Below are 21,739 nucleotides of genomic sequence, written 5' to 3'. Positions count from 1 at the left end.
GCGGACGCTCCATGACGAAGTTCTATCCGGTCACCGTCTCCGACATCAGGCGCGAGACCCGCGATGCCATCATCCTGACCCTCGACGTGCCGGAGGAGCACAAGGAGGCGTTCCGCTTCTCCCAGGGTCAGTATCTGACGCTGAGAACCAATATCGACGGAGATGAGGTCCGTCGGTCCTATTCCATCTGCGCCGCGCCGACGGATACCCGTCTGCGGGTGGGCATCAAGAAAATCGCGGGCGGCCTGTTCTCGAACTGGGCCAGCGAGAACCTGGCCCCCGGCCAGATGATCGAAGCCATGCCCCCGATGGGCAATTTCTTCGTTCCCCTCGACGAAAAGCGGAAGAGGCACTTCGTCGGATTCGCGGCGGGAAGCGGAATCACGCCGCTGCTCAGCATCGTGAAGGCGACGCTTCAAGCCGAACCTCAATCCTCGTTCACCCTGTTCTACGGCAACAAGGCTTCCAGCTCGATCATGTTCCGAGAGGAGCTCGAGGACCTCAAGAACGAGCACCTTGAGCGGTTCAGCCTCATCCACATCCTCAGCCGCGAGCAGCAGGATATCGACCTGTTCAACGGGCGCCTGAACAAGGAAAAGTGCGACCAGCTTCTCGACCATTGGATCGACGTATCGTCCATCGACACCGCCTTCATCTGCGGGCCGCAGGACATGATGCTGGGCGTTGCGCAAAGCCTCGAAGAGCACGGCCTCGACAAGCGCCAGATCAAATTCGAGCTCTTCGCCACCTCGACCCCGAGCCGCCGGCAGCGCAGGCCCGAGGAGGCGCAGACCGAGGACCGCAAGAATCTCTGCGAGGCGACGGTCATCATCGACGGACGCGCCCGGACCTTCTCGTTCGAGAAAGGCACGGCCTCGGTGCTCGATGCGGCAGCGGGCGAGGGGATGGAGCTTCCCTATGCCTGCAAGGGCGGCGTCTGCTCCACCTGCCGGGCGATGCTCGTGGAAGGCGAGGTCGATATGGACGCCAATTTCGCTCTGGAGGACTACGAGGTCGCCCGCGGCTACATCCTGACCTGCCAGAGCTACCCGGTGACTGACAGGATTCTTGTCGATTTCGACAAGTAACCGAGGGGGGATCCCATGGTCGATGAAGAGAGCCTCGTCAGCTTCGTCGCCGGCGGCGGTCGCCTGAGCGCTCCGGACAACGTGACGCCGCGCTACCGTGGCGAGCTCATGCGTCTCATGGCGATCTTCGTCGATTCTGAAATGGCCGGCGCATCCGGCTTTGCCGGTTGCATCAACCTGGCTCCCGGTCTGAAGGAGCGCATCACGGCGACACGCATCGTCTTCGAAAAGTTCAATCATGCCCGTCGCGTTCTGGAGTTGATGGAGCAGTTCGGCGCCAATACCAGCCAGTATATCGGGGCGCATCCGTGGTCCTCGCGGCTCGACCGGAGCGTCAATCTCGGCACCCGTCGAATGGATGGGGACATGCGCCTCAACGTGTTCCATTACCCCATCAACGGTTGGGTCGACGCGGTGGTGATGAACTGGCTCATGGGGCAGGCGACCGTCGTGCAGATCGACGAGCTGACCCGAGGCTCCTATCAGCCGCTGGCCGATACGCTGTCGGAAATACTCCCGGTCGAGAAGCGCCATGCCGAACTCGGCGAGGAGGGGCTGCAGGTTGCCCTCGGCAAGGGGCACGACAAGGTCGATGCGCAGGCATCGGTGAACTACTGGTACCCGCGGGTGGCCGACACGTTCGGCCGCAGCCAGTCGGATCACTTCGACCAGCACCGGAAATACGGGCTGCGGCAGAAGAGCAGGGAGGAACTCCTCGCCCGGTGGCAGGAGGCCGTGCACCCTATCCTGCGCAGGCTCGAACTGAACGTGCCGCAGATCCGAGAGCCGGAAGAAGGATCGCCTCCTTCGAGGCAGCGGGTTTCGGCATAGGAGCCGACGCATTCGCCGCGTCGAAAGCGTTACTCGGCTGCACTGGCGCGCTGAAGCGTGCCGAACTGCTCCACATGGAGGTTGCGGGTGCCGTCCACGATCAGCTGCGCGACGATCTCGGCATAGTCGGAGCGGGTCACGTCTCCGTTGTTCTTGAACCAGAGATAGTGCCAGTTGATCATGCCGAAGAGCGACATGGTCACCGGCTTGAGGAGCTTGGTTCCCTTCAATTGGGGTGCAATGCCCGCCACGGCGTCGGAAAAGATCCGCACCAGGTCCCGCTCCATGGCCTTCAGTTCGGCCTGGCGTTCGGTCGGCAGCAGACGCAGGCCGTTGATCTGCACATTGTGCTGCGCATCCGCGTCGCGATAGGCCTCCAGCAGCGCAGCGATCAGCTCCTTGAGACGGGGTCCGGCCTCCAGCTCCGGACGGTCGGCCGCCTCGACCACCCCGAGCAGTTCCTCGAGATGGAAGCGGATGACGTCGAAGAGGAGCTCTTCCTTGTCCTTGTAGTAATGGTAAAGGTTCGCCTTGGAGACGCCGCAAGCCTCGGCGATTTTGCTCATCGACGCGCGGTCATAGCCGTGCTCGGCAAAGAGTTCGGCCGAGCGATCGAGGATCGCCCGGCGCTTGTCGTCGTAATCATTGGCGCGTGTGCGTGCCATGTGGATCTTCTATTCTTTCGGTCTGCGGTCGATAACACGTCTCGCCTTGCCGAGCGAGCGCTCGATACCTTCGGGATCCAGCACATTGATCCGGGCCGTAATCCCGATCGTGTCCTTGATCGCCTGGCCGAGCCGGTCCGCAGCAGCCTTGCGGGTCTCTTCGTAATCCGCCTCGGGACGGATCTCCGCCCGGATCTCCATCTGGTCCATCCGTCCCTCGCGGGTCAGCACGATCTGGTAATGGCCGGACAGGGCCGGGATGGTCAGGAGTTTTTCCTCGATCTGGCTGGGGAAGACGTTCACGCCGCGAATGATCATCATATCGTCGGTGCGGCCCGTGACTTTCTCCATGCGGCGCATGGCTCGCGAGGTGCCGGGCATGAGGCGCGTCAGATCGCGGGTGCGGTAGCGGATGACCGGCATGGCCTCCTTGGTGAGGGAGGTGAAGACAAGCTCACCCTCTTCGCCGTCGGGAAGGACCTCTCCGGTGTGGGGGTCGATCACCTCGGGATAGAAGTGATCCTCCCAGATGTGCAGGCCGTCCTTGCTCTCGACGCACTCGCAGGCGACGCCCGGCCCCATGACCTCCGAGAGGCCGTAGATGTCCACGGCATGGATGTCGAACGCCTCCTCGATCTCCGACCGCATGGCGTTCGTCCAGGGCTCCGCACCGAAAATGCCGATCTTGAGCGAGGATTTGCGCGGGTCGAGGCCCTGCTTCCGGAACTCGTCCAGGATGGCCAGCATGTAGGACGGCGTGACCATGATCACGTCGGGCTGGAAATCCTGGATGAGCTGGACCTGGCGCTCCGTCATGCCTCCGGACATGGGAATGACCATGCAGCCGAGACGCTCGGCGCCGTAATGCGCACCCAGGCCGCCGGTGAAGAGCCCGTAGCCGTAGGCGACGTGGACCTTCATGCCCGGGCGTCCGCCGCTCGCGCGGATGGAGCGGGCGACGACGTCGGCCCAGGTGTCGATATCGCGCTTGGTGTAGCCGACGACCGTCGGCTTGCCGGTCGTTCCGGAGGAGCCGTGGACGCGGGCGATCTGGTTCTGAGGCACGGCGAACATGCCGAACGGGTAATTGTCCCGCAGGTCGGCCTTGGTGGTGAACGGGAATTTCGCGAGGTCGCTCAGATCCTTGAAATCGTCCGGATGAACGCCTGCCGCATCGAATTTGGCCTTGTAGTGCGGCACGTTCTCGTAGGCATGGCGCAGCGACCACGCGAGGCGCTCGCGCTGCCATGCAGCGAGCTCGTCGCGCGATCCCAGCTCGAAACGGTCGAGTTCGGTCGGCTGGGGCTTGAGTTCGGAAAGCTTACGAAGCGGAATCTGAAGCAAGGGAACCTCCCATTCTCGATTTTTATCTATTGGCTATCGGCGGCATCGGTCGCGAGCAGCGTGCCGGCGATGGTCCGGGAATGTCCGCGGAACTCCGCGACCGTCCCGCCCTGGCCGTCGCGGACCGTCACGTCATAGATGCCGGAGCGGCCGGTGCGGGTGCGCTCCACCGCATGTGCCGTAAGCTTGTCGCCGCGGCGGCCGGGCTGCAGGAAGGTGACGGCGCAGTGCTGGGCCACGGTGCGCTGGTTGTAGGTGTTGCAGGCGAAGGCGAAGGCCGAATCCGCGAGGGTGAAGATGAAGCCTCCGTGGCAGATGCCGTGTCCATTGGTCATGTCGGGGCGGATCGTCATCGAGACCACCGCCTCGCCCGGCGCGACCCACTCGACCACCATGCCGAGGCCCTGGCTCGCCTGGTCGTCCGCCCACATGGCGTCGGCACAGGCTTGTGCGAGGTTGTGCGGAGCATCTGCGGCGACCGTCCGTTGCGCGTCCATCACGCTCTCCCGGTGAATTTGGGCTGTCGCTTCTCAAAGAAGGCGGTGACGCCTTCGAGATAGTCCGGTGTGCGCCCGGCCTGTCCCTGGAAATCGCGCTCGAGATCCAGCTGTTCGTCCAGGGCGTTTGTCTCGGAGGCGTCGAGCGCCTGCTTGATCAGGCCAAGTCCGACGGTCGGCTGTGTTGCGAAGTGGGCGGCAAGGCGGTGCGCTTCGTCCATCAGGCCGCCGTCATCGACGGCTTTCCAGATCATGCCCCAGGCCTCCGCCTGTTCGGCCGGAACGGGCTCGGCGAGAAGGGCGAGGGCGCGTGCGCGCGCCGGTCCGACGAGCCGCGGCAGGAACCAGGTGCCGCCCGAGTCCGAGACGAGCCCGAGCTTTGCGAAAGCCTGGATGAACTTGGCGGAGCGTGCTGCCAGAACGATGTCGCAGGCGAAGGCGATGTTCGCGCCGGCGCCGGCCGCGACGCCGTTCACGGCGCAGACCACCGGCATCTGCAGATTGCGCAGCTTGCGAACGAGAGGGTTGTAGAGCCGTTCGAGGGTGGAGGAGAGATCCGGCACCTGGCCGGGGCTGAAGACCCGATCCGAAAGATCCTGCCCGGCGCAGAAACCGCGTCCGGCGCCGGTGAGGACGAGGGCCCGGCAATCCTTGTCCGCCTCCGCATCGAGGAGCGCGGTCATCAGTGCCGCGTGCATGGCCTCGTTGAAGGAGTTGAGACGGTCAGGTCGGTTGAGGGTGATGACGCGATATCCCTCTCGCCTGTCCGTGAGGATCGGATCGTTATCCAACGTGGCCCTCCCGATTTTCGATTGCGAGCAGCCGCTCGTGGTGCCCCTTTACTATTGACCAACCGTCCGGTCAATTATATTGATGGGAGGAACAGCGTCAATCAGCGCTCGGGCCTAAGCTCAGGTCGCAGCGGTCGGCAGATCTTCAGTGGTCTGGCCCGCTGTGCAAAAACAAGAAAAACACTCGCCAATTCAATCAGGAGGAAACAGATGAAGTCACCGTCCACCCTCAAATTCGTACTGGCCGCCGGCGCGCTCGGCTTCTCCTTTGCCGGCGCCGCGCAGGCCCAGGAAACGATCAAGATCGGCTCCGTTCTCTCCGCCACGGGACCGGCCTCGTTCCTCGGCGAGCCTGAAGACAAGACGCTCCGGCTCTACGTGGACAAGATCAACGAGGCCGGCGGCATCAACGGCAAGAAGATCGAGCTCGTGGTCTACGACGATGGCGGCGACGCCAACAAGGCGCGCACCTTCGCGACGCGCCTCGTCGAGGACGACGAGGTGGTTGCGATGGTGGGAGGCACCACCACCGGAACGACCATGGCGATGATCCCGGTCTTCCAGGATGCGGAGGTGCCGTTCATCTCCCTGGCGGGCGCCATCGAAGTCGTCGATCCCGTGCGCGAATACGTGTTCAAGACCCCCCACACCGACAAGATGGCCTGCGAGAAGATCTTCGAGGATCTGAAGAAGCGCAACCTCACCAAGATCGGCATGATTTCCGGCACGGACGGGTTCGGCGCTTCCATGCGGGCGCAGTGCATCAAGGTCGCGCCCAATTACGGCATGGAGATCGCCATCGACGAGAGCTACGGCCCGCGCGACAGCGACATGACGGCCCAACTCACCAAGATCAAGAACACGCCGGGCGTGCAGGCGGTCGTGAATCCGGGCTTCGGACAGGGCCCGGCCATCGTGACCCGCAACTATGCCCAGCTCGGCATGACCGGAACGCCGCTCTACCAGAGCCACGGCGTCGCCTCGAAGAGCTTCATCGAGCTTGCCGGCCCCGCTGCCGAGGGCGTTCGCCTTCCTGCCGCTGCACTTCTGGTCGGCGACAAGCTGCCGGAGAACGATCCGCAGAAGAAGGTCGTCACGGACTACAAGCAGACCTATGAGAGCGCCACCAAGCAGCCGGTCTCGACCTTCGGCGGTCATGCCTATGACGGCCTCTTCATCCTCGTGGAAGCCATGAAGCGCGCGAACTCCACGGATCCCCAGAAGATCCGCGACGAGATCGAGAAGACCAAGGGCTTCGTCGGTACGGGCGGTATCGTGACCATGTCGCCGACGGACCATCTCGGCCTCGACCTCTCCGCCTTCCGCATGCTCGAGATCAAGAACGGCGACTGGAACCTGGCGCAGTCGGGAAGCTGATCCCTCGTCTCGGTGCCTCCGGACCGTCACGGGTCCGGAGGCATCGCTCCCGTCTCATCACGATGGCGGGCTGCCTCCCGGCAGCCGGCTTCGCAACCAGGGGCCGCGAGACCGCGCAATGGCCGAGTTTCTTCAGTTCCTCATCTCCGGACTGACGGTAGGAGCCGTCTATGCGCTCGTCGCGCTCGGCTTCACCTTGATCTACAATGCATCGGGAGTGGTGAACTTCGCCCAGGGCGAATTCGTCATGCTCGGCGGCATGGTGACGGTCTTCACGTTCGCCGCCGGAGTTCCGCTGCCACTGGCGGCGCTTTTCGCCATCGTCGTCTCAATCGTCGTCGGGCTGCTGCTCCATCGCCTCGCCATCGAGCCTGCCCGCGGCGCCTCGGCCGTGACGCTGATCATCATCACCATCGGAGCCTCGATCCTGCTGCGGGGCGTCGCGCAAATCGTCTTCGATAAGCAGTTCCACAAGCTTCCCGCCTTCACGGGAGATGCGCCGGTCGACATCATGGGCGCGGCCGTTCAGCCCCAGAGTTTCTGGGTTCTGGGCGGGGCAGGCGTCGTCGTTCTGGGCCTCTACGTCTTCCTTGAGCACACGGTTCTGGGCAAGGCGGTGCTGGCGACTGCCGCGAACCGGCTGGCCGCGCGCCTTGTCGGCATCAACACGACGACCATCATGGCGCTTGCCTTCGGCGGGTCGGCCGCCATCGGCGCCGTCGCCGGCATCCTCGTGACGCCGATCACCTTGACCAGCTACGACGTCGGGACGCTCCTCGCATTGAAGGGCTTCGCGGCGGCGATGCTGGGCGGCATGGGCAATCCGCTCGGCGCCGTCGTCGGCGGTCTTCTGCTCGGTCTTCTGGAGGCCTTCGGCGCCGGATATCTCAGCTCGACCTACAAGGATGCCTTCGCCTTCCTGGTCATTCTCATCGTGCTGTTCGCCGCCCCGCAGGGGCTGTTCGGACGGCGTGTCGTCGAGAGGGTCTGAGAATGCGTGCTTTTGCAAACCATCGTTTCCTGACCCTCGCGATCCTGGCGGCGGTGATTGCCGTCCTCCCGCTGGTCTTCCCGTCCAGCTACTATTTCCGCGTGGCCTCCCTCGTGTGGGTATCGGCACTCGCGGCCATCGGCCTCAACATTCTGATGGGGCAGGCGGGTCAGGTGAGTCTCGGCCATGCGGCTTTCTTCGGCATCGGGGCCTATGCGGTCGGCATCGGGCCGGCGCATCTGGGCATTCCATCATGGGCTGCCCTTCTCCTCGGCGCGGCGCTCTCCGCCGTTCTCGCCTATCTGGTCGGGCGGCCGATCCTGCGCTTGAAGGGGCATTATCTTGCCATCGCCACGCTCGGCCTCGGCGTGCTCGTGGCGCTCGTCATCTCGACGGAGAGCGGCTGGACCGGCGGCCCCGACGGTATGCCGGTTGCGAGACTGACCCTGTTCGGCTGGCGCGTGAGCGGATCCGATACCTGGTACTGGGTGACGGGCGGCCTCCTGCTCGTCGGAACCTGGATCGCGCTGAATCTCGACGAGACGCCGACGGGGAGGGCCTTCCGCGCCCTGCACGACAGCGAGGTCGCGGCGCAGGTGGTCGGGGTCGATATCGCCCGCTTCAAATTGCAGGCCTTCGTCATCGCGGCCGTCTATGCCTCTCTGGCCGGTTCGGCGCTCGCCTTCATGAACGGCTTCATTACCCCTGATCAGGCGGGCTTCCTGCACTCGGTGGAACTCGTCACCATCGTGGTGCTCGGCGGGCTCGGCTCCGTGGTCGGCAGCATCGTCGGAGCGGCCGTCCTGGTGACGCTCCCTCAGGCCCTGACCGTGTTCCATGAATACGAGCATCTCCTGCTCGGTCTCATCATCATCGTGTCGATGATCTTCATGCGCAACGGCATCGTGCCGAGCCTCTCGGCCCTGTTTTTCCAGAGGGCGCGCTCATGACAATCCTGACGGCAACGGATGTCGGCATCTCGTTCGGCGGCGTGAAGGCGGTCGACGGGGTCAGCTTCTCGGTCAGTCCCGGCCAGATCCTCTCGATCATCGGGCCCAACGGCGCCGGGAAGACCACGCTCTTCAACGTCGTTTCGGGCGTCTACGCCGCCGGTCGCGGCAAGATCCATCTGTCCGGCGAGGACGTGACCGGTCTGCCGCCTCACGAGCTCGCGGCGCGCGGCCTCTCCCGCACCTTCCAGAATCTCCAGATCTTCCAGCGGATGACGGCCTGTGAGAATGTGATGGTCGGCCGCCACCTTCGCGAGAAGTGCAGTCTGCTGCCGGCTCTGTTCAGGACCCCTGCGGTGACGCGCCAGAACCGGGAAACCAGAGCCGCGGCGCTCGATCTCCTGGCCTATGTGGGCCTGAAGGATTCCGCCGATGTGCTTGCGGGCTCGCTCCCCTATGGCGCCTGCAAGCGCCTGGAGATCGCCCGCGCCCTTGCCGCCGAGCCGAAGGTGCTCCTGCTCGACGAGCCGGCGGCGGGATGCAACGCCGTCGAAACCGAGGAGATCGACCATCTCATCCGTCAGGTTGCGGATCGCGGCGTCGCGGTCGTTCTCGTCGAGCACGACATGAAGCTCGTCATGAAGATCTCGGACCGGATCCTCGTTCTCGAACGCGGTCGCCCGTTGGCCGAGGGCACCCCGCGGGAGGTGCGGGACAATCCGAAGGTCCTGGAGGCTTATCTCGGACATCACGGAGCACGGGAGGCGGCTCGTGCTTGAGGTCAAGGGATTGCGAAGCGCCTATGGGCGGATCGAGGTGCTCAAGAGCGTCGATCTGGAGGTCCGCGCCGGTGAGGTCGTGGCGCTGGTCGGCTCCAACGGAGCGGGGAAGACGACGCTGCTGCGGTCCCTTTCGGGGGTCCAGCCGATTACCGGCGGCGAGATCCGCTTCAACGGCGAGCGCATCGACCGCCTGTCTCCTCACCAGAGGGTGGAGCGCGGCATCACCCAGTCTCCCGAGGGGCGGCAGGTGTTCGGACCGCTCACGGTCGAAGACAACCTGCGGCTCGGCGCCTATCGACGCCGCGACAAGGAGATCGATCAGGATCGGGACCGCATCTATGCCATGTTCCCCATCCTGGCCGAGAAAAGGCACCTGCTCGCCGGAGGATTGTCAGGCGGCCAGCAGCAGATGCTGGCGATCGGCCGCGCCCTTATGGGGCGCCCGAAGCTTCTGCTTCTCGATGAGCCCTCGCTCGGGCTGTCGCCGCTTCTGGTCGACCAGATCCTGGACGCCATCGTGTCGCTGAGGCGGGACGGCATCACGGTGCTGCTCGTCGAGCAGAATGCGAGCGCCGCTCTCGGCATCGCCGACCGCGGCTACGTGCTGGAGACCGGGAAGGTTGCGCATAGCGGTGCAGGTTCGGCGCTCCTGGCCGATCCTCAGGTCAAGGCCGCCTATCTCGGCATCGAATAGCCGAGATCCGGCTTCAGCACGATTGAGCGCGTAGGGCGCTGTTCAGCCGGACACCGCCTCCGGCTGCGCCATGCTCTGCTTGGCCAGGGCGATTGCCTCCTGGAGGACGGCCTGATCGCCGATATGGTTGGCGAGGATCAGCACCAGATGGCTGTTGAGGGCTGCGCTCTCCTCGTCCGACAACCCGCGATGCGCTTCGATGAGAGCCCGGTAGGCCCGGTCCGGGTCGGGGAAGCGGCTCTCGTTCAGAAGTGCGGTCATGCGTGTCCTTCCTCTCGACCATGCAGGCGGCGCGAAGCGCTCTCGATTGCCGAGACATGCGGGTGCCGCCAGCGTGCGGCCAGGTGCTGATCCGGCCGAACGAGATAGGTGCTGCCGGGGCGAGAATCGAAGCGCTGTGCGAAGAGGCCATTCTCGTCGATGAGGTCCTCTCCGACGACGAGGGTGCGAGGGCCAGGCGGCGGCGGAGCGCCGTTCGGCACATGAAGCACGGTTTCCTGGTCGCCGAGCGCCTCCAGCAGCCACACCTGCCTGCCGTGGCGATCCCGCATGGGCGCATCGGGAAGGGGGGCTCCGAGACGAGCCGATCCGGCCCAGACGTCCTGGTCGGGGGTCGAGAGCGGAGACTCGTAGGTCGATGGCATTGATAGCCTGCCGGAGTTCACCATCCTTTTCGCAAAGGGCGTGTGGCGCGCCAGTGCAAGTGCCGCATTGCGGAAGCGCAACTCCTGAGCGGAGCGGGGCGCGATGAAGTCGGTCGAGCGGGTCGAGTGGCCGAGATTCTCGTCGGCGGCGGCGGAGCGTTCGAGATCGTAGGTGTCGATCAGCCGCTCCGGAGCCTCGCCCTTGAGGACGAGCGCGAGTTTCCAGGCGAGGTTCTCCGCATCCTGAATGCCGGAATTCGCGCCCCGTGCGCCGAAGGGCGACACCTGGTGGGCGGAATCTCCGGCAAAGACGACGCGCCCGTGCACGAAGCGTTCGAGGCGGCGGCACTGGAACGTGTAGACAGAGACCCATTCCAGCGAGAAATCGTCATGTCCCAGCATCTGCCGCAGCCGCGGCAGGACGCGCTCTGGGCTCTGCTCGGCTTTGGCATCCGCATCGGGACCGAGCTGGAGATCGATGCGCCACACGTCGTCCGGCTGCTTGTGGAGGAGGGCCGAGCGGCCCTCGTGAAAGGGCGGATCGAACCAGAACCATCGCTCGGTCGGGAAATCTCCCTGCATCTTCACGTCGGCGATGAGGAAACGGTCCTCGAACACCTCGCCCTGGAATGCGAGGCCGAGCATTCCGCGCAGGCCCGAGCGCGCCCCATCGGCCGCCACCACCCAGTCCGCGTCGAGATCGTACGGTCCTTCGGGTGTTTCGATGGAGAGCGTCACCCCGTCGTTGCGGCGCGTGAGGCCGCTGACCTTGTTGCGCCAGCGCAGTTCGAGGTTCGGCAGCTCAGCGGCTCGCTCCACCAGCGCGTGCTCAAGGTAATACTGCTGGAGATTGATGAAGGCGGGCATCTTGTGCCCGTCCTCGGGCAGCAGATCGAAGGCGTAGAGCAGGTCATGGCGCTGGAACACCTTGCCGACCTTCCACGTCACTCCCTTGGCGAGGCAGGCCTGCGCGACCCCGAGGCGGTCGAGAATTTCCAGGGTTCGCTTGGCATAGCAGATGCCGCGCGAGCCTTCGCCGATCCGGTCCGCATCGTCGAGCAGCACCACGGGCACGCCGCGCTGCGCCAAATCGATTGCGGTGCACAGACCGACGGGCCCGGCCCCGACCACGACGACGGGATGGCGGGCCGGGGAGGGGCGGTCCTGGTCCGGACTGCGGCGATAGCCGAATTGATAGAGGGCTTTGCGGGTATTCATGGCGTCTCCCTTCCCCTCGCGCTCGATGGCCGCCTATCCCTGGAGCGATGCCCACATTTCGCGATCCCGCTCCGCCGTCCAGATCACCGGATGGTCGATGCCGGACGCTTCGTCGAAGGCGCGGGAGACGTTGAAGGGAAGGCAGTGTTCGTAGATGGCGAAATCGCCGAATTTCGGGTCCATGACCTCGCGCGTCGCCGCGAATGTCTGCTTCAGGTTGCGCCCGCGCGCCACGGACAGTTCGGCTGCTCCGTAAAGCGTCGTCACGAAGTCGCGTGTCATCGCCAGGGCTTCGCGCACCATCTGCTCCCCCTGAAGAGCGTCCCCTCGTCCGGGCACGATGGCCTTGGGCTGGAAGTCGCGAATTTCCTCCAGGGTGCCGGGCCATTCCCGCAGGTGGGCATCGCCGCAATAGCAGGCGGAGTGGTATTCCACGAGATCCCCCGAGAACATCACCTCCGCATCGGGAACCCAGGCGACGATGTCGCCTGCCGTGTGGCCGGCCCCGAGGTGGAAGAGTTTGACCACGCGCTTGCCCAGAAAGACGGACATGCCGCTCTCGAAGGTCATGGTCGGCCAGGTCAGTCCTTCGGGAATCGTGTTCTCGCCGCGAAACAGGCGCGGGAAACGGCCGATCTCGGAGGCCTTGTCCTGCTCGCCCCGCTCCACGATGAGGTCGTAGGTCGCGTTCGAGGCGATGATTCCCTGCGCATTGTAGGCGGAGGCGCCCAGCACGCGCACGGCGTGATAGTGGGAGAGCACCACGTACTTGATCGGCTTGTCGGTCACCCTGCGGACGCGTGCGATCACGTCCTCCGCCATCGCCGGGGTCGCCTGCGCGTCGATCACCATGCAACCGTCATCCCCGACGATGATGCCGGAATTCGGGTCTCCCTCCGCCGTGTAGGCGTAGAGATCCGGACCTATCTCGGTAAAGGAGACGGTCTTGTCGGCAGTGTCGGCGGTGGAGGCGAAGGCCTTCTCAGCCATGGCATTTCTCCGTGGTGCGAGGGGTGGCTGTCGTCTCCTCTCCGGTGCCGGAGGCGGCGCCGGAGCCGACAGGTTCAGGGCGAGCGGGTCTGCGAACATGACAGGTCGTCCGCAAGTCGGCCTTGCGTAACGTTCTCTGAATATTGGTTGCATGAGCAACGGTTGTCAACGACTGCAAACAGCCTCGTCTCTCAGCTGTAGCGGCGGTCTCAGTCAATATTCGTCCGTCGCCGCAGGAACGATGGCAGTCGCGAAGAGTTACGGCTCGAGTGCGAGGCCGAGACGCCGCCCGGCGCCCTCCATTTCATCCTTGAGGCTCTCGCCGTGTGATCGAGCCGAACGGAAGGTCGATCACGAGTTCGAAATCCGGTCGAATTTCAGTCGGCAATCATTCCGAGAGGATAGAATCATGGACCCGAAGAATCCCACTGCGCCCCCGACACGCCGCCACATCGTGAACGGGTTGGGGACAGGACTGGTTGCTGCGCCTGCGCTGTTGGGCGTGGCGCAGGCACAGCAGGGGAATCCGCAGGGCTCCTCGGGTCAGGCCGCAAGCCCGCCGCTGCTCCAGAACCCCACCGACAAGTATCCCAAGCCGCCTTTCCCGCCCCAGCAGCAGGACTGGCCCGGCCTGACCTCGAGAATGGAGCCGAGGCCCGATCACGGCGAGACGAGCTATCGTGGATCCGGCCGGCTCACCGGTCGCAGGGCGCTGGTGACGGGCGGGGATTCCGGCATCGGCAGGGCCGCGGTCATCGCCTTCGCCCGCGAGGGGGCCGACGTCGCAATCAACTATCTCCCGGAGGAGGAGCCGGATGCCCGGGAGGTGATCGCACTGATCGAGGCGGAGGGCCGCAAGGCCGTTGCCGTTCCCGGCGACATCACTGACGAGGAGTTCTGTCGGCGTCTCGTCTCCGATGCCGTGCAGCAACTCGGCGGCCTCGACATCCTCGTCAACAACGCCGCGCGGCAGACCGCGCAGCCCTCGATCGAGGACATCACGACCGAGCAGTTCGACGCGACGATGAAGACGAACCTCTACGCGATGTTCTGGATCACGAAGGCCGCGCTGCCGCACCTGCCCCCGGGTGCGACCATCATCAACACGGCATCGGTGGTGGCTTACAACCCACCGGAGTCGATTCTCGACTATTCCTGCACGAAGGCCGGAATCGTGGCCTTCACCAAGTCGCTGGCAAAGCAGCTCGCGAGTCGCGGGATCCGGGTGAATGCGGTCGCGCCCGGCCCATACTGGACGCCCCTGCAGCCGAGCGGCGGACAGCTGCCCGATGCGCTCCCTACCTTCGGCGCCGATTCCCCTCTCGGACGTCCGGGGCAGCCTGCCGAGATCGCCTCCACCTACGTTCTCCTGGCGGCGCCGGACTCGAGCTACACCACGGGCAGCGTCCTCGGCAGCACAGGCGGCAATGTCGGGCCGTGAGGTCTCGCAGCCGATAGGCCCGCTCCGGCAGGGACCTTCCAGGCGGCGGCCTGGCGCCGCTGCTTGATTGCCGCGCCGGGCGTCTGTCCGGCAACCGGTGGACGACGCACGGGCGGATGGACGAGCCGTCATGCCTTCCCCGTGGGCGCTCCTCGCCGTCCCGTTACCTCCGCCTCGGCCGAAGAAGAATTCAAGGCTGCCTTGCGGCCTGCCTCGCCGGGTAAACCGCGCGGAGTGCGCCGACACACGCCCGGTGCCTTGATCCGGCAGCTGTCTATGGACGGCGCCGGACGGGGTCCGCTAAAACACACATATCCCTGCCCGAACCTCTTGGAGCGCGACCCGCCGTGGAATTGCCAATCATCCTGTCGGTGCTCGCTGTCCTTCTGGTGGTAATCAGTCTGGCCCAGCCCCTGGCAGGCATCGTCCGGCTGCCCTTCAGCGTTCTCCTGGCGGTGATCGGCATCGTGATCGGCACGGGCGCCACCTTCCTCTGGTATACGGAGCTCACCGACGCCTTCAACGAAGTCGCCCGCGCGGTCCTCGACTTCCCGGTCGGCTCGACGGTCTTCCTCTATGTCTTCCTGCCGACCCTGCTGTTCCAGACGGCATTGACGCTCGATGTGAGGCGCATGGCCCCCGACTGGGTTCCGATCCTCGTCCTGGCCGTGTTCGCGGTGCTCATCGCGACCGTCATCATCGGTCTTGCCCTGGTGCCGTTCGCCGAGCAGCCGCTTATCGTCTGTCTCCTGCTGGGGGCCATCGTCGCGACCACCGATCCGATTGCGGTCGTCGGCATCTTCCGCGACATCGGAGCTCCCGCTCGGCTCGGGCGGCTCGTCGAGGGCGAGAGCCTTCTCAACGACGCGGCGGCCATCACCCTCTTCAGCGTCTTCCTGGCGGTGCTGGTGGCCGCGCAGCCGCTGAGCCTCGTCGAAGCGAGCCTCAGCTTCGCCCAAACCCTCTTCGGCGGAGCGTTCGTCGGCTATGTCGGGGCCCGCGCCGCGGCGTGGCTCATCGGCTCGATCCCGGACCACCGCCCCGCCAAGGTGTCGATCAGCTTCGCGCTGCCCTATCTCGTCTACATCGTCTCGGAGCAGGTTCTCGGCGTCTCCGGCGTCATCGGCGTCGTGATCGCGGGCATGACCCTCAACCTGCTCGGCCCGGCACGGGCCTCTCCGGACGGATGGAGCTACCTCACCGGCATTTGGGAGCAGGTCGCCTTCTGGGCCAGTTCTCTGGTGTTCGTGCTCGCGGCCATCCTGGTGCCGAGGCTCCTTGCGGATCTCACCTGGCTCGATCTGGCTCTCATTCTCGTGGTGGCCGCCGCGGCGTTGCTGGCGCGCGTCGTGGTGCTGTTCGGAATCCTGCCGCTCCTGACGGCCATCCGCCTGTCGCCGCCCGTCAGTCCGCCCTACCGCCTCGTGATCCTCTGGGGCGGCCTCAGGGGCGCCGTCACCCTGGCGCTCGCGCTTGCGGTAACGGAGAACTATGCCCTGACGGGGGAGGTGAAGCGGTTCGTGGCCATTCTGGCGACAGGCTTCGTGCTGTTCACTTTGCTCGTTCAGGGCACCACGATGCGCTGGCTCATCCAGTGGCTCGGACTCGACCGGCTGTCGCCCCAGGACCTGGCGTTGCGCGGACAGGTTCTGGCCGTGGCGCTCGAGAACGTCCGGGAGGCGGTCGAGGACGTGGCCGAATTGTACAAGGTCGAGTCGGCGACAGCCCTTGCCGAGGCCCGCCGCTACGCCGAGAGGATCGATCAGGCTGCGGCCCAGACAGAGCAGGGGCAGGAACTTTCGGATCGCTCCCGCCTCTCCCTGGGGCTGGTGACCCTGGCCGGACGCGAGCGCGACGTGGTTCTGGAGCATTACAGGGCCCGGACGGTCTCGGCAGGGCTCGTCCAGCCGCTCCTGGCACAGAGCGAACTGCTCCTCGACCGCGCCCGGAGCGGTGGCCGAACCGAGTTCCAGCGGGCGGTGAAGCAGACGCTGGCCTTCAACTGGCGCTTCGACATCGCCCAGTTCCTGCATCGCCGGATCGGCATCAGCGGTTTTCTGGAGCGCCTCCTCGCGAGGAGGTTCGAGATGCTGTTCGCAACCCGGATCATCGTGGAGGAGCTGGTTCCGTTCGTCGACCGCAAGATCGCTCCGATCCTCGGATCGAGGGTGGGCGAGGTGCTGGGAGAGATGGTGGACAGGCGCCGGGAGGCCATCGACCGCGCCCTTGAGGCCCTTCGTCTCCAGTACCCGACCTATGCCGAGTCTCTGGAGCGTCGGCTTCTGCGCAAGACCGCGCTGAGGCAGGAGGAGCTGGAATACGACGTTCTTCTCGCCGATGGCCTTATCGGCCCGGAGCTTCACGCCAACCTCCGCCGCTCCGTGGAGGAGGAGCGTCGCAAGGCCGAGATTCAGCCTCGGCTGGATCTCGCGGTGAATGCGCGGGAGCTTGTGGCGCAGTTGCCCCTCTTTGCCGAGCTCTCCGAGGCACAGATCGGAGCGCTGGCCAGGTTGCTGCGCCCGATATTCGCCGTGCCCGGCGAGCGTCTGATCCGGCGCGGGGACCCGGGAGACGCTGTCTACTTCATCTCCTCGGGGGCTCTGGAAGTGAACGCTCCCGGCCAGAAGGTGCGGCTGGGCCGTGGCGACTTCGTCGGGGAGATTGCCTTGCTCACGGGGCTTCCGCGCCAGTCGGACGTGTATGCGATCGGCTACTGCTTCCTGCTCCGCCTGGATGTGCGTGCCTTCCAGGCTTTCCTGGCGGATCACCCGGCCATCCGCCGACAGATCGAAGAGGTTGCCGCCCAACGCGTCGAGGCAAACGCTAGCTTTGAGCGGCCTGTGAGTCTGCAGCCGTCGTAGCGGGCTGCGGCTGGCGCTCCGAATGGCCTCGACGAGGCTGGGGCGCTGCACGAGGAGCATCCTCCATCTGCGCAGGAGCCCGTCTGCGCCGGCCTGCGGAACTGTGCTCTTTCCTCCGGAGCGGCCGCTGGACCCGGGTCCGGACATGCTCGTGCGCGCGCTGCGGTTGCCCGTCCAGCGCTTTCACATGCGGCAAGGGAGGCGCATCGGGATAGTGCATGGACATCAGAGAGTGAAAAACCGACGGGAAGGAGAGGACCGCGAGTCCTCCGGGCACAATATTCCCAATAATGAACGGGACCAGTGTCCTCTGCATCTCCGGACCTCTCCCTGGTGATCGGCAACCGGCGAGACGAGCCGGTTCCGGATCGCTACAGTCTCGGAACCGCCGGGAGCTCTTCCTCGCGCAGGTTGAGGATCTCGATCAACCGGCCGACACGGCCCGATGGGATCGACCGGCCCTCGTTGAGCATCGCCTCCTCGTTCTCGACCCAGGCCTGCGCCTCGGCGATTTCGGCAGGGCTGGGATCGAGGCGCAGGATCTCCGCCACCGTTCCGTCCTCTGTCGCTCCGATGAGAGCCTCCACTTCGCGACGCGTCAGTCTTTCCGCCATGTGAGATCTCCATGGTTGCGTGGAAGTCGCCCCAAATTTGGGATCGTTTCCCCGCCTATCAACCCCTCCAGGGGTCCCTTCGGGAGCCTTCGCGGTTTCACACGGCACGGAGGCCCCGAGAGGACAAGAGGCGCTCTCGAAACGAATGTTTCCCAATCGTTTCAAGGGCTCCACGGAGACAGGCTGGCAGAGACTGCAGAGCTTTCCGTAAGATGGCGGCTTGAGCACGGCACCTGGCGCCGAGCCGGCCGGCGCCAGGTGCCTTTGCTTCGAAGTGGACGCCTCGCATTCGCAGGAGGCGCCTCCGCTATGCTTCGATGGCGACGAAGAGGTACTGGTCGTCGCGCCGGACCCGCAGAAGAACGGGCTTCTTCTGTCTTTGGGCCTCCGCCCAGGCGCTCGCCACGTCGGATGGTGCGCTGACCGCCCCGTTATTGGCGGAGACGATCACGTCCCCGGGCCTGAGGCCGGATTCCGCCGCCGGGCTGTTCGGCTCGACACGCTGGACCAGCACGCCCGATATTCCGGGTTCCAGGCCGAGTTGGCCGCGGGCTGCTTCTGGAATCGGGCTGAGCGCCAGGCCGAGCCGCCTGCCGCCATCCGGTCCGTCTCGGGATTCCGACAGGGCCGCCATCGCGCCGCTTCGCTGACCGATGACGGCACTCAGCTCCTGCGTTTGCCCGTCCCGAATGACGGAAAGGGAAACCTGTGTCCCCGGACTGGTCGCCGCGACGGCGCGGGAGAGATCCCTGCCGCTGTCGATGGGCTGCCCGTTGAAGCGCGTCACCACGTCCCCCGTCCTGATGCCTGCCTTCTCGGCCGGGCCGCCGGGCTCGACGGACGCGACGAGCACGCCGTCCGTACCTGGGAGGCCGAGAGCCTGGGCAATCGCCGGCGTAATCTCCTGCAGGCGCAACCCGACATACCCGCGCTCCACGCGGCCCGTTCTGATGAGCTGATCCGCCACCAATCGGGCCGTGTTGGACGGGACCGCGAAGCCGATGCCGATATTGACGCCCGAGGGCGAGAAGATCGCCGTGTTGACGCCGATCACCTCGCCTTGGGCATTGAAGAGCGGACCACCGGAATTGCCTCGGTTGATCGAGGCGTCGGTCTGAATGTAGTCGTCGTAGGGCCCGGAGCGGATGTCGCGGGAGCGCGCCGAAACGACGCCCACGGTCACCGTCCCGCCGAGGCCGAAGGGACTTCCGATCGCGATCACCCAGGAGCCCGGCTCGGCGGCATCCGAGTTGCCCCATGGGGCGACGGCCATGTTGGGTTGCGGATCGACCTTGAGCACCGCGATGTCGGTCGCCGGATCCCGGCCGACGAGCGTTGCGGGGACGTTGTTGCGGTCTCCGAAGACCACCTGGATTTCGTCCGCATCCTCGACCACGTGATTGTTGGTCACGATGTGACCGTCGGCGCTGATCACGAAGCCCGACCCGAGCGATTGCCGCGGCTGCCGCGGAGGGCCTGGGCGTTCGTCGTAGTACCGGCGGAAGAACTCACGGAAAGGCAGGTCCTCGGGCAGCGACTGGATCCGCTCCCGTTCCTCGACGCGCTGCCTCGTGGTGATCGCGACCACGGCAGGCATCTTCTGCTTCACGATGGCGGTAAAATCGGCGGGGATTTGCTGCGCCATCGCCGGCACGGGCGCCAGGACGAGGGCTGCCAGAGCTACAGCCAGGATTTGCCGCCGCAGGTCGATATGTCGTGCAAGACGGTGCATGAAGACCTCCCTGAGAAGCTGAGGTTGCGACAGGGTGTGGGTGCGCCTCGCCAATGCCAAAGCGCGGAACAAGTTCCAGGGCCGGGTGGGGCAGCGGGGCTTGCAGGAACCGGTCACGATACCGAACTCAAAAATCGGCCCGCGATTATCCGGCCCTTGAGCCGTGTCGAGGGCGAACCTTCAACCAAGGAGGAGCGAATGAAGCTGAAAAGCGTGGATCGGACCATCCTGGTGCAAAGCTCGAACATCGATCTCGGCGAGGTGCTTCCCGGCTATGCCAGGGAGAGCATCGAGCGGGTTGCTGGCAAGTATTTCGGACATCTGAACACCGCGACCGTCCACTTCACCAGGGAGGGCATCACGTACCGATGCACGGTCAACATTCAGATGGGGGCGCTGAGGATGATGAGCGGCGAGGCGAAGAACAAGGATATCTATGCCGCCTTCAGAACCGCTCTGGAAAAGGTCGCAAAACAGCTTCGGAGAGCCAAGCGCGAGTTGCGCGAGGACAAGGCCGAGCGGATCGACAAGGACATGCTCCTGCGCAGTCCGGTGGAGCCGCGCCGCAACGATCGTCCTCGCGCCGCCCGCAGCCGGTTTGAGGAGCCGCACGTGATCGAGTTCGATCGCCATAAAATGCCGGTCGGCAGCGACCGCGAGGGCGCCTATCGCATTGCGGCGGAATGAGCCGAACGGCTTCGGACAGCCGGCATCTGCCTGCCGGTCGGGAGAGGGCGCTTGGCGTCTTCTCCCTTTCGTCGCGAGCAGTCCTGCCTGGAAGGACCGGAAAGGATCAAGAGATTCTTGGGCCAGGTCTAAGCACGGGTGGCGGCTTCGGACTTGCCACAGGACTGCCGCAGACTCGGATATCATCCTCCTTCTCCCAACGAGACGCATTGGAGACAGACAGCTTTCACGGAGGCCAAGATGCATCGCACCTTCGTCCCTGATGAGGCTCTGACGCCCCCTGTTCCCTTCGCCGAGAAGGGCCTGCCGTTCGGAAGCATGGGCGACTGGAAGATCCCGGTTGAACCGAGGTGCCGTTACAGGCTGTTTCAGCACCGGCGCGAGCCGGACCTTCACTGTGCCGTGCCCGTGGGCGGGCGCGTGCCGGGTTTCGTCAAGCCGCGCCGATGGCGGTCCGTCGGCCACCTGGACGAAGACGGAACGGTTCCCCTGGGTTTCGACAGGGAGGCGGCCAGAACGGGTGTGCGCCTCAACGGTTTCCATTTGTTCGTCGCCTTCTCCCGTCCCCAAAAGAGGCGGCATTCTCGGCAGGAGAGGAGGCCGCGCAGCCTCGTTTCTGAGTGAGAGTTCGACCTCTTGAAAAAGCGCGACGGCGCCATCATCTCGTTGAGCGCCAAGGCTCGTTGAGCTTGGCGAAGCGGGCGCCGGCGGGTGTCCGGCGCTCTCGGATCCATGTTGCTCATTGGAGGATGTGGCGATGAGAACCTTCGACTTCTCCCCCTCTCCACCGGTCGACGGTCGGCTTCGACCGGGAGACTGGCGCGACTGCGCAGGCATGAGGCGGTCCGCCACGGGCCATGCTTTTAGGAGGGAGATCGATGATGGAGAGAGTGTTTTCCGATGAACAAATCCGCCGGGTGGCTCCGAGCCGCAACGTTGCCGTCAAGGCAGCGGCAATGCCCGTTGCGGACCCCTTGGAGGCCGGTGCTGCCGCTCCCGAGCCGTGGAATGTCCTGGCCGATCCTGCCATGACGGACGGCGAGAAGCGGGAGCTCCTTGCCTCCTGGGCCTCCGACGCCTGCGCGGTCGACAGCATGCCCAACTGGCGCAGACTTCCCGGGACAGGCACGCTCGTGCCGCTGGACGACATTCTCGGGGCCCTGCAGGCCCTCGACCGGAGCGGCCTCAGCTGAGGAGGCGGCCATGACCACGTTCAACCCGCAGGACTGGTCACCCTTCCACGACTGGTTCAATCCCGACGAGGATCGTCGCGATCCGGACCGGCGCAACAGGGAGGTGCTGCTGCGGTGGTGCATGTCGGTCGCATTCTGCCTGTGCTTCGCCAGTCTCGCACCGCCGAGCCTGATCCCATTCACCTTTGCGGGCCTGATGTTCCTGGCCGGGATGACATCCCTTGCCTACGCCTGCCTGTGCGGAGACCAGCCCCTGGCGCTGCACCTGACGGCTTGGGACGAAGCGGCGCTTTCGTTCGTACTGAGCCTGGGTCTGCATCTCTGGCTCGGACCGGCGCCGGTCAACTAG

At 65.3% G+C, this 21,739-nt stretch carries 21 protein-coding genes; 12 read left to right on the top strand and 9 right to left on the bottom strand.

Annotation, left to right across the window (positions count from 1 at the left end; genetic code table 11):
- The first annotated feature begins 11 nt into the window (after positions 1-11).
- Positions 12-1,088 (top strand): 1,2-phenylacetyl-CoA epoxidase subunit PaaE, encoded by a 1,077-nt coding sequence (gene paaE, locus ACFOYU_RS23205; RefSeq protein ID WP_377035395.1) that lies wholly within the window; start codon positions 12-14, stop codon positions 1,086-1,088.
- 15 nt (positions 1,089-1,103) lie between these two features.
- On the top strand, positions 1,104-1,919 hold the full coding sequence (locus ACFOYU_RS23200) for a Phenylacetic acid catabolic protein (RefSeq protein WP_377035394.1): 816 nt from the start codon (positions 1,104-1,106) through the stop codon (positions 1,917-1,919).
- A gap of 29 nt (positions 1,920-1,948) precedes the next feature.
- Here ACFOYU_RS23200 and ACFOYU_RS23195 read toward each other — a convergent pair whose 3' ends face one another.
- The 4 genes from ACFOYU_RS23195 to paaG are packed head-to-tail and all read right to left on the bottom strand — an operon-like array spanning position 1,949 to position 5,216.
- Complete coding sequence (locus ACFOYU_RS23195; protein ID WP_377035393.1) at positions 1,949-2,584, bottom strand: TetR/AcrR family transcriptional regulator; 636 nt, start codon at positions 2,582-2,584, stop codon at positions 1,949-1,951.
- Between the two features lie 9 nt (positions 2,585-2,593).
- Positions 2,594-3,928, bottom strand: a complete 1,335-nt coding sequence (gene paaK / locus ACFOYU_RS23190) for a phenylacetate--CoA ligase PaaK (protein WP_377035392.1) — start codon at positions 3,926-3,928, stop codon at positions 2,594-2,596.
- A gap of 26 nt (positions 3,929-3,954) precedes the next feature.
- Entirely contained in the window at positions 3,955-4,425 is a 471-nt protein-coding gene (paaI, locus tag ACFOYU_RS23185) for a hydroxyphenylacetyl-CoA thioesterase PaaI (RefSeq protein ID WP_377035391.1), read from the bottom strand.
- Positions 4,425-5,216, bottom strand: coding sequence for a 2-(1,2-epoxy-1,2-dihydrophenyl)acetyl-CoA isomerase PaaG (paaG, locus tag ACFOYU_RS23180; protein WP_377035390.1), 792 nt, complete (start codon positions 5,214-5,216; stop codon positions 4,425-4,427). The genes paaI and paaG overlap by 1 nt, the downstream gene beginning before the upstream one ends.
- 210 nt (positions 5,217-5,426) lie before the next feature.
- Between paaG and ACFOYU_RS23175 the strand changes: the two genes are divergently transcribed.
- From ACFOYU_RS23175 to ACFOYU_RS23155, 5 genes are all read left to right on the top strand, one after another.
- Positions 5,427-6,593 (top strand): ABC transporter substrate-binding protein, encoded by a 1,167-nt coding sequence (locus ACFOYU_RS23175; protein WP_377035389.1) that lies wholly within the window; start codon positions 5,427-5,429, stop codon positions 6,591-6,593.
- 118 nt (positions 6,594-6,711) lie between these two features.
- A complete protein-coding gene (locus ACFOYU_RS23170) occupies positions 6,712-7,584 on the top strand; it encodes a branched-chain amino acid ABC transporter permease (protein ID WP_226740728.1) in 873 nt (290 codons plus the stop codon).
- A gap of 2 nt (positions 7,585-7,586) precedes the next feature.
- Complete coding sequence (locus tag ACFOYU_RS23165) at positions 7,587-8,534, top strand: branched-chain amino acid ABC transporter permease (RefSeq protein WP_226740731.1); 948 nt, start codon at positions 7,587-7,589, stop codon at positions 8,532-8,534.
- A complete protein-coding gene (locus ACFOYU_RS23160; RefSeq protein ID WP_226740734.1) occupies positions 8,531-9,313 on the top strand; it encodes an ABC transporter ATP-binding protein in 783 nt (260 codons plus the stop codon). The genes ACFOYU_RS23165 and ACFOYU_RS23160 overlap by 4 nt, the downstream gene beginning before the upstream one ends.
- Positions 9,306-10,010, top strand: coding sequence for an ABC transporter ATP-binding protein (locus ACFOYU_RS23155; protein WP_226740738.1), 705 nt, complete (start codon positions 9,306-9,308; stop codon positions 10,008-10,010). Before ACFOYU_RS23160 ends, ACFOYU_RS23155 begins: the two co-directional genes overlap by 8 nt.
- Positions 10,011-10,052: 42 nt before the next feature.
- Here ACFOYU_RS23155 and ACFOYU_RS23150 read toward each other — a convergent pair whose 3' ends face one another.
- The 3 genes from ACFOYU_RS23150 to ACFOYU_RS23140 are packed head-to-tail and all read right to left on the bottom strand — an operon-like array spanning position 10,053 to position 12,862.
- On the bottom strand, positions 10,053-10,271 hold the full coding sequence (locus tag ACFOYU_RS23150) for a DUF2783 domain-containing protein (RefSeq protein ID WP_377035388.1): 219 nt from the start codon (positions 10,269-10,271) through the stop codon (positions 10,053-10,055).
- Positions 10,268-11,872, bottom strand: coding sequence for an FAD-dependent oxidoreductase (locus tag ACFOYU_RS23145; protein ID WP_377035387.1), 1,605 nt, complete (start codon positions 11,870-11,872; stop codon positions 10,268-10,270). The genes ACFOYU_RS23150 and ACFOYU_RS23145 overlap by 4 nt, the downstream gene beginning before the upstream one ends.
- 33 nt (positions 11,873-11,905) lie before the next feature.
- Complete coding sequence (locus tag ACFOYU_RS23140; RefSeq protein WP_377035386.1) at positions 11,906-12,862, bottom strand: MBL fold metallo-hydrolase; 957 nt, start codon at positions 12,860-12,862, stop codon at positions 11,906-11,908.
- A gap of 409 nt (positions 12,863-13,271) precedes the next feature.
- Here ACFOYU_RS23140 and ACFOYU_RS23135 point away from each other — a divergent pair, with 409 nt between their 5' ends.
- Both ACFOYU_RS23135 and ACFOYU_RS23130 read left to right on the top strand, forming a co-directional pair.
- Positions 13,272-14,303: an SDR family oxidoreductase gene (locus ACFOYU_RS23135; protein WP_377035385.1), complete on the top strand. Its 1,032-nt coding sequence runs from the start codon at positions 13,272-13,274 to the stop codon at positions 14,301-14,303.
- Positions 14,304-14,650: 347 nt separating this feature from the next.
- Positions 14,651-17,164 (top strand): cation:proton antiporter, encoded by a 2,514-nt coding sequence (locus ACFOYU_RS23130; protein WP_377035384.1) that lies wholly within the window; start codon positions 14,651-14,653, stop codon positions 17,162-17,164.
- 371 nt (positions 17,165-17,535) lie between these two features.
- On the opposite strand, the gene ACFOYU_RS23125 is transcribed toward ACFOYU_RS23130, so the two are convergent.
- Together ACFOYU_RS23125 and ACFOYU_RS23120 are read right to left on the bottom strand one after the other, a co-directional pair.
- Positions 17,536-17,778, bottom strand: coding sequence for a hypothetical protein (locus ACFOYU_RS23125; RefSeq protein ID WP_226740751.1), 243 nt, complete (start codon positions 17,776-17,778; stop codon positions 17,536-17,538).
- A gap of 307 nt (positions 17,779-18,085) precedes the next feature.
- Positions 18,086-19,510 carry a Do family serine endopeptidase gene (locus tag ACFOYU_RS23120; RefSeq protein WP_377035383.1) on the bottom strand — a complete coding sequence of 475 codons (1,425 nt, stop codon included), beginning with the start codon at positions 19,508-19,510 and terminating at the stop codon, positions 18,086-18,088.
- A 198-nt stretch (positions 19,511-19,708) separates the two neighbouring features.
- Between ACFOYU_RS23120 and hpf the strand changes: the two genes are divergently transcribed.
- The 3 genes from hpf (at position 19,709) to ACFOYU_RS23105 (ending at position 21,739) form a co-directional block, all read left to right on the top strand.
- The gene (hpf, locus tag ACFOYU_RS23115; protein ID WP_377035382.1) at positions 19,709-20,197 is read left to right on the top strand and encodes a ribosome hibernation-promoting factor, HPF/YfiA family; all 489 of its coding nucleotides are present in this window, start codon (positions 19,709-19,711) and stop codon (positions 20,195-20,197) included.
- A gap of 878 nt (positions 20,198-21,075) precedes the next feature.
- Positions 21,076-21,390: a hypothetical protein gene (locus ACFOYU_RS23110; RefSeq protein WP_377035381.1), complete on the top strand. Its 315-nt coding sequence runs from the start codon at positions 21,076-21,078 to the stop codon at positions 21,388-21,390.
- Between the two features lie 10 nt (positions 21,391-21,400).
- The gene (locus ACFOYU_RS23105; protein WP_377035380.1) at positions 21,401-21,739 is read left to right on the top strand and encodes a hypothetical protein; all 339 of its coding nucleotides are present in this window, start codon (positions 21,401-21,403) and stop codon (positions 21,737-21,739) included.

Source organism: Microvirga sp. GCM10011540, assembly GCF_042650665.1.
GTDB lineage: Bacteria > Pseudomonadota > Alphaproteobacteria > Rhizobiales > Beijerinckiaceae > Microvirga > Microvirga lenta.
This window is presented reverse-complemented; position numbering and strand designations above follow the sequence as displayed.